This is a genomic window from Lysinibacillus sp. RC46 (assembly GCF_041262385.1).
Classification (GTDB): domain Bacteria; phylum Bacillota; class Bacilli; order Bacillales_A; family Planococcaceae; genus Lysinibacillus.
This window is the reverse complement of sequence record NZ_JBGCCF010000011.1, coordinates 140,810-150,498: the sequence shown is the minus strand read 5'-3', so window position 1 is coordinate 150,498 and position 9,689 is coordinate 140,810. Positions and strand designations below refer to the sequence as shown.

10 protein-coding genes and 1 pseudogene are annotated in these 9,689 nt (G+C 33.5%); 3 read left to right on the top strand and 8 right to left on the bottom strand.

Features of this window, described 5'->3' with window-relative positions:
* Positions 1–323: 323 nt before the first annotated feature.
* The 5 genes from ABH966_RS12410 to ABH966_RS12390 form a co-directional block, all read right to left on the bottom strand.
* On the bottom strand, positions 324–722 hold the full coding sequence (locus ABH966_RS12410) for a hypothetical protein (RefSeq protein ID WP_370078820.1): 399 nt from the start codon (positions 720–722) through the stop codon (positions 324–326).
* Entirely contained in the window at positions 719–931 is a 213-nt protein-coding gene (locus ABH966_RS12405; protein WP_370078818.1) for a helix-turn-helix transcriptional regulator, read from the bottom strand. The genes ABH966_RS12410 and ABH966_RS12405 overlap by 4 nt, the downstream gene beginning before the upstream one ends.
* Positions 932–1,444: 513 nt before the next feature.
* The gene (locus ABH966_RS12400) at positions 1,445–2,167 is read right to left on the bottom strand and encodes a DUF2278 family protein (RefSeq protein ID WP_370078816.1); all 723 of its coding nucleotides are present in this window, start codon (positions 2,165–2,167) and stop codon (positions 1,445–1,447) included.
* Positions 2,168–2,256: 89 nt separating this feature from the next.
* On the bottom strand, positions 2,257–3,399 hold the full coding sequence (locus ABH966_RS12395) for a retropepsin-like aspartic protease (protein ID WP_370078814.1): 1,143 nt from the start codon (positions 3,397–3,399) through the stop codon (positions 2,257–2,259).
* A gap of 1,025 nt (positions 3,400–4,424) precedes the next feature.
* On the bottom strand, positions 4,425–4,691 hold the full coding sequence (locus ABH966_RS12390) for a hypothetical protein (protein ID WP_142509674.1): 267 nt from the start codon (positions 4,689–4,691) through the stop codon (positions 4,425–4,427).
* A gap of 754 nt (positions 4,692–5,445) precedes the next feature.
* On the opposite strand from ABH966_RS12390, the gene ABH966_RS12385 reads away from it, so the two are divergent.
* A complete protein-coding gene (locus ABH966_RS12385; protein WP_370078812.1) occupies positions 5,446–6,063 on the top strand; it encodes a hypothetical protein in 618 nt (205 codons plus the stop codon).
* Between the two features lie 216 nt (positions 6,064–6,279).
* On the opposite strand, the gene ABH966_RS12380 is transcribed toward ABH966_RS12385, so the two are convergent.
* Positions 6,280–6,756 carry a hypothetical protein gene (locus ABH966_RS12380; RefSeq protein WP_370078810.1) on the bottom strand — a complete coding sequence of 159 codons (477 nt, stop codon included), beginning with the start codon at positions 6,754–6,756 and terminating at the stop codon, positions 6,280–6,282.
* A 459-nt stretch (positions 6,757–7,215) separates the two neighbouring features.
* Here ABH966_RS12380 and ABH966_RS12375 point away from each other — a divergent pair, with 459 nt between their 5' ends.
* On the top strand, positions 7,216–7,404 hold the full coding sequence (locus ABH966_RS12375) for a hypothetical protein (RefSeq protein WP_370078808.1): 189 nt from the start codon (positions 7,216–7,218) through the stop codon (positions 7,402–7,404).
* 218 nt (positions 7,405–7,622) lie between these two features.
* Entirely contained in the window at positions 7,623–8,069 is a 447-nt protein-coding gene (locus ABH966_RS12370) for a GNAT family N-acetyltransferase (RefSeq protein WP_370078806.1), read from the top strand.
* Between the two features lie 27 nt (positions 8,070–8,096).
* Here ABH966_RS12370 and ABH966_RS12365 read toward each other — a convergent pair.
* Both ABH966_RS12365 and ABH966_RS12360 read right to left on the bottom strand, forming a co-directional pair.
* Positions 8,097–8,285, bottom strand: a pseudogene (locus tag ABH966_RS12365) (transposase); the annotation flags it as partial.
* Between the two features lie 270 nt (positions 8,286–8,555).
* The gene (locus ABH966_RS12360) at positions 8,556–9,338 is read right to left on the bottom strand and encodes an alpha/beta fold hydrolase (protein WP_370078804.1); all 783 of its coding nucleotides are present in this window, start codon (positions 9,336–9,338) and stop codon (positions 8,556–8,558) included.
* Positions 9,339–9,689 lie beyond the last annotated feature (351 nt).

Here is a 9,689-nt window from a genome sequence, read left to right as displayed (position 1 = left end):
TCATATCGTTTGAAGAACCACCTAGCTCCAGAAGGTGAGTAATTTTATACACAATTAAGTGAGCGTTTTTGTACATAGATTAGTTGACATTTGTAATAATGTACGCCTATAAATATTGATCTGCATCCATACCTGTAAATATACTTTATTAATACGCCATCTAGCAACATCTGACCTATTTTGATAAAAAGCAAATAAAATATAAAAACGAATATATAAAAAGGGAGAAAATAGAATACTCATAATGGATTGGCCTTGATTTTGATTATTTAAATAAAGCCCTCTCAATTAATACACGAATTAATTTATATATAGCCACATTTTTAACGGTATTTTTTCGAAACTACGAATTCAGTGATTGGCATAGTTATCAAAGCTAATCCAATTACAATAACAAGAGGAATATTCTTTATATCATTCATTGCAATTACCTTTTCCGAGACAACTAAGACGATTATCATTAATATAAGTAATAGATAATAACTAATTTTTGAACTTAAAAGAGTTATATGTTTCTCTAATTCATCTTTTTCTCTTTCGTACTTTCCATCCATTTCACCCCAGGTAAGGGATTGGAATAAAAAACCAACACCTAGGAAGACAAAGAATAATGTAGTAGCATTAATTATTTCTTTTGTAAACCATTCATATATCCCATAGCATCCAGTTGCAGTAATAAGAATTAAAGAACAGATTAAACTGATTTTTTTTACAGTTATCACTTTTTCTCATTCCTTTCATATTTAAATATAAATAATTTTTCAATAGAAATACCTAAAACATAAGACAAATTAAATGCCAATTCTAAACTTGGATCATACTTATTATTTTCAATGGCATTGATTGTTTGTCTTGTTACTTTACATAAATCCCCCAATTTACCTTGTGAATAACCATTCTTTTCTCGGTATTCCCTGATTCTATTTTCCATTACTATGCCACCTTTAGATTTAATAAGGTGTAAAACATTCTTTACACCTTGATAATAAAATAAGATAAATTAGGTGTCAAGCATATTTTACATCCAATCCCCTTTTCTACCATTTCAAAAAATTTAACTTTTACTTTATCATTTGACTCCACTAAATATATACCTATAAAAGTATAAAAGAGGTATTAAATGAAAACATGAATAAAGACCCTTTTGAGTGTAGTAATAATATTTGGCTCCAGTTTAACGTTGTATCAATTGATGAAACCTGGTATTTTAAGCACTATATTAAAAGGCTTAGTTAATTTAATTGTAATACTTGTGAATAATTTCACTAGCAATAAAAATACAGAACACAAAATAAACCAAGATAGCCATTAAGCAATCTTGGTCTAAGTTCTTTATTTAGCTACATACTGACCTTCTAAGCATTGTTGCCATTTGTTTATGGTAAGTGCACCAGTAGGATTTGTGCTTTTCCCACCTTCTTTAATAGCCCCTTCTCATGCACTTTTATGTTCTGTAGATTTCTAGTGTCGATTTTCTATTCTTATGGTTACATACACTAACTGGCTTAGTTGCATGTCCATAGTCATCTGTACACCAAGACTGCGATTGGAAAGCTAGGAATATACCAACCCATCTATTCTCTTCCTCAAAATGAATGAGTACACCACCATCTTGCCAGATCCCGTCGTCTGTTCTAAAATCCCTACTATTTCCTTGATTCATATGAATATCATGAATGCCTCTGCCTGGAGAAAACCCGAAATATTTATCTCTTTCATTTTCAGTTTTAAATTTTTCTCCGTAAGCATAAACTGTAGCTTTTTTAGTCATTGCCTCTTGCATATATTTATTAACTTTCTCATTTAAGTCATTGTCTGGTCCATTTTTTGTTGCAGGGAGAGGAATCATTTTTGAGGGATCAAATAAGCCACCACGAATATAATCTAATGCAATTTCGCGATTTTCATTAGTAACTTCTGTAAATCCTTCTTCGTAATTTGGAATAATTGTTATTTGTTTAGAGTTAAAATCTTCACTAACAAAATATAGGACTTCTGAAGGCTTTACCTTAGAGGCAACATTGATCGCAATCCTATAATCTTCCTCACTTTGATCATTCTTTGTTGCTCGAATATGCACTTCGTAATGGGGCGTCTTATCATATGAATCCACAGGTCTCACGTCAACAACCTTACCTTTTAGCACTCCGTATTTGAATAAGGGCATGAACTATTACCTCCTATAAAGTTATGATAATAAAACCTTATACCAAGATTAAATACATAATAATAATTGCTTGACTCTTGGCAGCATCATTAGATAAACACAAGTTCAAACTTTCTATTCATATAATCAATCACCATACGCCCATCCTTAGCAATATCACTACCAAAAACACCGTCTAGCTTGAAAAAAGTAGCAAGATCTGTCAACATCTCTCTCACGTTGTGTAAGCTGATCGACTGATTCTCATTCAGATTAACAGTTAAACTTTCTATGCTGTCTAATTCTCTTTCTTTTACATCACCGAAGCCTCCTGAATGTACCTTTCTTCTTGCTATTTTAAGATTCTCGATTTTCGATAGGAGCGGTTGTCCAAAATGGCTCTTATTCGCACCGGTGTCTAAACCGAAATACAACGGGACTTGATTCTGACCTTTCACTTTCAAAATCGGATACCCACAGAAGAAAAGGTTGTTCTCCACACCATCTTTTTGTTGCGGTTTCTGAATTATTACCTGTTTTCGGCCATAGTCGATTTCCAGAAAAATATGTTGTATGATATCCCATCCAATGATACCGTCTACCTGCATTATTTCTTCTGTTTTAGGGTTTTGAATCATTAATAAATCATTCGCTAACACCAATGTAGGCTGATTAAGAATTGTTAGCCCCTGTATGCCAATTGTATCGATGATGGCCAAATCGGCACTAAAATTTTGGCTTGTTGAATTTCCAACCTCCAATTCTTCATCTTTCACAATGTTAATATTACAGTCACTCACTAAAGCATTTGAGATGACCGTCATCCCTGCTCCAGTATCTAACCAAAAGCTTTTTTTATTTCCATTAATCATTACATCAACCGTTGGAGAGCCAGAAATACTTAGTTTCATTGGAATACGTATTTCATCGTTTAAGAAGGAGAACGTTGTTTGTTCAGACTTGCTACAAGCTTTCGCAATTAAACGATTGCTTTGATCAATGCTTTGATCATCAAGAAGGCCGAGCATCTCTAATTGTTTCCATTCAGATTTAGTAAAATAAAGCTCAAATAAAATCTTGGCACAACTACTTCGCAATGAAAAATCATGAGGCTCACAATACAGATTCTTTAAAATTTCTGCAGCCAAACATTCTTTTCCTTCTGTAATTAATGTTAAAGCAGAGGCAAATTCTTTTTGTTCATCATTCATTTCTAAAGTTGCAAAATCAAACATCTCCATTTTGTCTATCACTTTCAAATTATCCCCTTCCACAAAGAATTTATTTTTCTTTATTACTTCTTTATACTTCCAACAAATTCCTCCTAACTAAACTGAATTTCATCGTTAGTTGAAGTATCCAACCTTTTTGAAAAACTAAAAAGAAGCAGCCTTTCGACTACTTCCCCATCTGATTCAAATTTGTTTCTGTCTCTAAATATGTTGTACTGGAAAGCTTCATATGCTTACTAATTGCTCATACCACGCTACAACTTTTTATTTTTAATACTATTTCTCAGGCTATGAACTATACAAATAAAGCTATTACGACATATTAATAGTAATGTAAAGCTAATTTAGCCTTACACCTCCGAAGCTTGTTACTAAGGGTCACTCCTATCCCAAGTGACCCTTTTTATAGTTTTTTCCCATAATGAACTTAAAAGTATATCCCCTACGCTCTTTTCCATTGTCATAATATTATTATGAATTATGGCCGTGTAATTGTTATCAAAGAGTTCTCTGGAGTAAGATAGGAACCATTAGCGACAGAAAACTCTAACTGTTACCTATCAATTTCAGAGTAATGAACGACCTTCTCCTTGTTGATAAAAACTATTAAATAAATATCATCACTCGTGTCTATTCTACTATCATTAAATTCCAAACCTATCATCTTGTTAAGACTATCCCTCGGGGTATATGGCGAAAAGAGATATGCTTTTTCCCAATCAAATTTTATTATTTCATTCAAATCTATAGCTGTAGTATTTTTTGTATTGGCTGTTTTCGTATAGATTGTTGATATTAAAACAAAAAGACCAAGTTTAACCTACACATTTTGTAGATTAATCCGGTCTTTATGTTTTGAGCTTTCGTAAATTTTTCTTAAACTGGACAGTTTAGTTAACGGGATCATTGTCCCACGCACCCGTACGTTCTACTCTGGCTACTGATATAATCCATTCTATTAAAAAAAGGTCAACCAGTAAAAACTGGTTAACCTTATAATACGAAACCACCTGTTACTTGAATAAGAAAAACAATATTTATTACTTCTATTCGTTAATATTAAGTATCTTGTAATAAGCAAAAATGATGGTGGAGATACCAATCCCAAAAAGGATACTTCCAGCAGCTAAGAAATTATTTGTATAACCTTCAATTACAATTAGGTATTGCGAAGTGTCCATCCCACCTTGTGTAACTATCCGATATTCAGCAAGTGATAATCCAATATCAACACTGAAAAATAACAAAATAAAACCAATTGCAGTTATTACAGAACCTAAAGAAACTAAACCTTTTAATTTATTTTTTGTCATTACTCTTCCTCCAATCTATCCTTTCACTAAACTGCACCGTTAGTTGAATAGCAACAATCTTTACGAAAACAGCCTTTGTATTAAAAGGCTCTTGTAACTCCGTATTTAACAAATCTTTATTAGTACTGGATCCACCTAAAACAACTATAAAAAGGATGATAAACATTTTTTCAATGACAACACCCTCTTAAAAAATTTGTTGATTTTTCCTGTTTTTTGTTTTATATTTACAATATCCATGTGCTGTTTAACAGATAACTGTTAGGCAGCTTTTTAATTATCAGCATGCAATATTTACTGATACACTAATGACTATAATGAGTAACTCCCATATTACACAAAATTCTATATGTTTCTGATCTCGGCCATCCTCTGGCGTATAAAGATAATTCACTAACCGTTTCAGCTTCTGAACCATCACTTATCCACTAATACCAAGCATTCATGCAACGATAACTTTTTTGAACATTTGGCACCTCTAATTGTTGCAGTCCATTAATGATCCTATCCACTTCTATGAAATCAATTTACTGACTTATTTGTAGTGCTTCTAAAATTTGAATAATATCATATGCTGTTTACATTGTAATTTTCCAAAAACACATTTGTTTTCCCTTGCTCCGATAGCTTCGTAGATTGCCTTACGATGCTTGTTAGTCGTTAATACACGACCGTTGATTTATTCATGTTACAACCTCCTGAAAATTATCTAAGGTATTTCGTGGAATATTTACAAATAAAGGAGTTGTTATTAGTGTCTTCAAAAAAAGTATCTATCGGTCTAACGCAATTTACAGACTTTACTTTCAAAGGCGTTACTGGTAAGACTTCAATGGTTAGACAAATAAAATATCAAGATGATTACAATCCTGCTTTTGATTACTGGAAACCTTTACGGGATGGTATCCGAAAATTTCATGAGAAGGAATTTAGTAACGATTACCTAATTTCTCTTGCTAACAAAGTTTCTCAAGCTAAACAAAAGAATTACTTGGAAGCAGCCAAAGCACATTTAAAATTTATAAAAAATAAAGAAATTGAATGGTTTGACCCTGGCAAATCCAATTGGTATAGCGATTATTTAACTGTCCGTTCATCACCAGAACTTGGATTAATGATTGATGGTGTTCCACACTTAATCAAGTTATATTTCAAAGGGAAGGACGAACGAATTGATAAAAATAAATGCCGCTCATCTTTAACACTATTAAAACAATCTGATTTCACCATTGATCATTCTCCTGATATAAAACCAGCAATTTTAAACGTTCAAAAAGGTAGGTTAATTTCAGATGAACCCTCTACTGAAGATCATCTAATTGCACTTGAGTCTGAAGCAGCACAATTTATGGTTATTTGGAACAAAATCTAATCAAATTCGAGCCCCTGTGTGCATACACATGTGCTCCAAATCGAATTAGTGTTTTTTAAAAAATCTATTTCTCAGGCTATGAACTATACAAAAAAACTATCACGACATATTAATAGTAATGTAAAGCTAATTTAGCCTTACACCTCCGAAGCTTGTTACTAAGGGTCACTCCATCCCAAGTGACCCTTTTTATAGTTTCTTTCTTCAAAATATTCATCAATGGAATTCTACTGCTCCATTATCTGCAGCCATTTCGAACGCATCTTGCCATAGTTCGTACTGACCTATCCACCAACCTCCATTATCTAGGGACTTTGCAAAATCCTCTGCTTTTACTTTATTTTTCGCAAAATCCTTTGCAAGTTTCTTAGAAACTATTGGGCCTATAACTCCTTCGTTGTCGGCAAAATTTATTAATTCTTGGAAGTCATTACCATCAGAAAATTCCTCTAATTTTGCTCGCCACCAGTTATATCCTCTATAACTACCTGCACAAAATTCAATACCTTCTTCCCATGTATAAACTGTTTGTGGATTAACACCCTCACCACGACCAGGGAAATTTTCTTCAGACCATTCCATACTTTCACCAGGTTTCCATTGGTTATCCCAATCTAGTACTTCGCCATCTTCATCTAATTCAGGGTTTTCTACAACTACCAATTTTCTGTAAGCAGTAATATCTAATCCCATTTTCTAATTCCTCCTTAAACTTGTTATGACACATAATCCTCTAAAACGATTCACACATTCTTCTACTTTGATCAGATTCAAAATCACAATGATAATAATGATATGTGACTATCTTCTCTAACCCCGCTATCTGAATAACCACAACTAAAACAAGTAACCCAATCGCAGTCATGGTCAGTCGCGTTTGCACCACAACCTATACAAATGTCGCTAAGACCTAATCTTTTCAATCTAAACACCTACCTGTAAATATCTTACAACCATTCTTACTAATGCGCTGTATTTTTTTAAATAAAGATTTAATGTGATACTCCCAGATTAATGACGGTATATCTCTATTGTTCCACAAAAATCAAGCACACCTTTTCCCTCAAATTGTGCAGTAATAATTTGGTTTTAACGCCTAATTTATGTTAACCTGAAATCGTAGATTAATTAACATATATTGGAGGATTTAAAATGTCTCATAATTTTAGCTTTTATTCTCTCATTGTTTCTGCAATATTATTTGTCATCCTTGTATTCATGAATTTTTTTGGATATTGGACGGCAGATAGCTTCCAACAAATACTCTATTTCATTTGTATGGTATCAGTAGTTTTTGGTGCGGGTATTGAAACAGGAAAAAAACTAAAAAACAGAAGCTGATTAGAAGATTTTAATTGGCTTTTTTATTGCACATTTTCCTTCGAATTTTCACTTCGCGCATCTACGCATATTATTAATTTGCCATTTCCCGATGCTCCGTAGATGCCCATAAGTCGCTTTACTTTCAATATTTCCAACTTTAATATTATGGTAATAAATGAATAAAACGGAGTCTAAGTTCAATGTTTTCATAAAAATGATTTATTGGAGGAATTATAATGTTGATTAGAACTGCAAAAATTCAAGATTGTTATCTATTAAGCAATTTAGCTTATAAGTCAAAAGCCTATTGGGGATATACAGAAGATTTTCTACAACAATGTAAAGATGATTTAACTGTAACAAAAGAGTACATAGAAAAAAATCCCGTTTACGTAATGGAGAGTGACAACAAGATAGTAGCATTTTATAGCTTTACTATAAATGAATTGAAATTGGATGCATTATTTATAGATCCTGATTATATCGGTAAAGGATTAGGAAGAATGATATGGGACCATTTATTAAATAAAGCGAAGGAGTTAGGAATAAGCGAGTTTACTCTTGATAGTGAACCTAACGCGGAAGGTTTTTATTTAAAAATGGGAGCGAAGAATATTGGCTCTACTCCATCTACTGTGTTTCCTGACCGTCAACTTCCTCTAATGAAAGTTAACGTGTTTTAAATTTTATGTAGGTATATGGTTTGCCATTTGTAACATACGAATTGGAGGAATGGCTTTACGTCCATTGTCTAAACAATATTTTGTTTTTAACTCTTCTAAAATGAATGAAAAATCAACAAGTTCATTGATTTGGCGAAGTATATTATCTTTTGGCACAACAATATCGTAGATCGCCATATATGGACTTAAATTAAGGGTTTCTTGATTTGAAATCATCGGGGGCACCACCTACACATTAATTCTTTTAATATAAAGGAAAGCGTGACTAAAATAATAGTGTGATACATTGCGTTGTTTGGAGAAGCATCGCTCGACTCCTGCGGGAAAGCGAGACAGACGACCGCACGAAGTGAAGCGTAGGAGGAGGCTCGGCGCTCGCCCGCGGAAAGCGAGCGGAATGCTTTGGAAAACAACAGTAGAGTCACAGTGCCAAATGAATACCTCGCAATGTGAGAAGATATAGACTTTTTCAGTGCCCTCAAAAGATCATTCATCTTTTTTCAATTTAAGTGCTTTTTCGATTTCCTTTAACATAAGTATAATCTCCTCAATCACAATCTCTGGCTCATCATGATGTATATAATGTCCACTATGACTAGCAATCCGAAACTTGCTTGACGTTGACAGCTTCTTGAATTCTGCTTGGAGATTTTGTTCAATTTCCAATATCTTTTGAGATGGCCATCCCTCTTCTCCACTATCAGGTAAACCTCTTGCAATAATTGTGAGAGGAAGGTCAGTTTGTCTTGAATGATCAACAATTTGCTTATAGCTCTGCATTTTATCAATATTTTCACTATTCAACGAAGGGTTTTCTAAATATTCTCTATTTCCTGCAACCAGATTTTCCGGTAAAACCTGTTCATAAGCAAGTTCTTTAAATTCCGGTGCAGCGTCAACCAAAATCATGCCGCAAATATCGAGTGGATTGAGACTGGCAGACAATCTCGCGATTAAACCACCAAAAGAATGCCCTACTAGTATATATGGTTTCTTTACGTCAAGTTCTTGCAACAATTCTGAAAGCTCCTCGACCAAATCATGACAAGTTTGCGGGACAGCTGTTACTGAACTACTGCCAATACCCACCCTTGTGTAGGACAAGGTTGACGTTACATCCGATATTCGATCTTGGACCTTTTTCCATATCTCAAAGCTATCGCCTAATCCAGCTATAAAGATGACACTCGGAGCACTGGTACATTGATATTTCGTATACAGACTGCGATTATCACCGATATAGATTATCTTTTTATTTTGTTTATTCACTTTTAATCACCTATTCCAATTATAGGCCTTATATTACTTATATTTCCACAATGATTCTTAGAGACCTGGCAAATAATCTTTCATTTTCCAAACTCCTGTTAGAGTCATGAGCAACATAACTTTTAACTCCTATTCCTTATCACGTATTATTAATGCCACTATGCATAATTTCGGGTAATGCTTTAAGCCTTAAGTCTTGCATAAAATTAAATACCTGTTCCTTCTATGATTAGGGTTATAACTCGAAACAGCAATGTTTGTGTTTTGACAAGGAAAAGTTAATGGCAAAAAGGCTAGGCCTTTTCTCTCTTTTAAATAGCTTATTATTGCACGAATTGGAAATAACAGTTG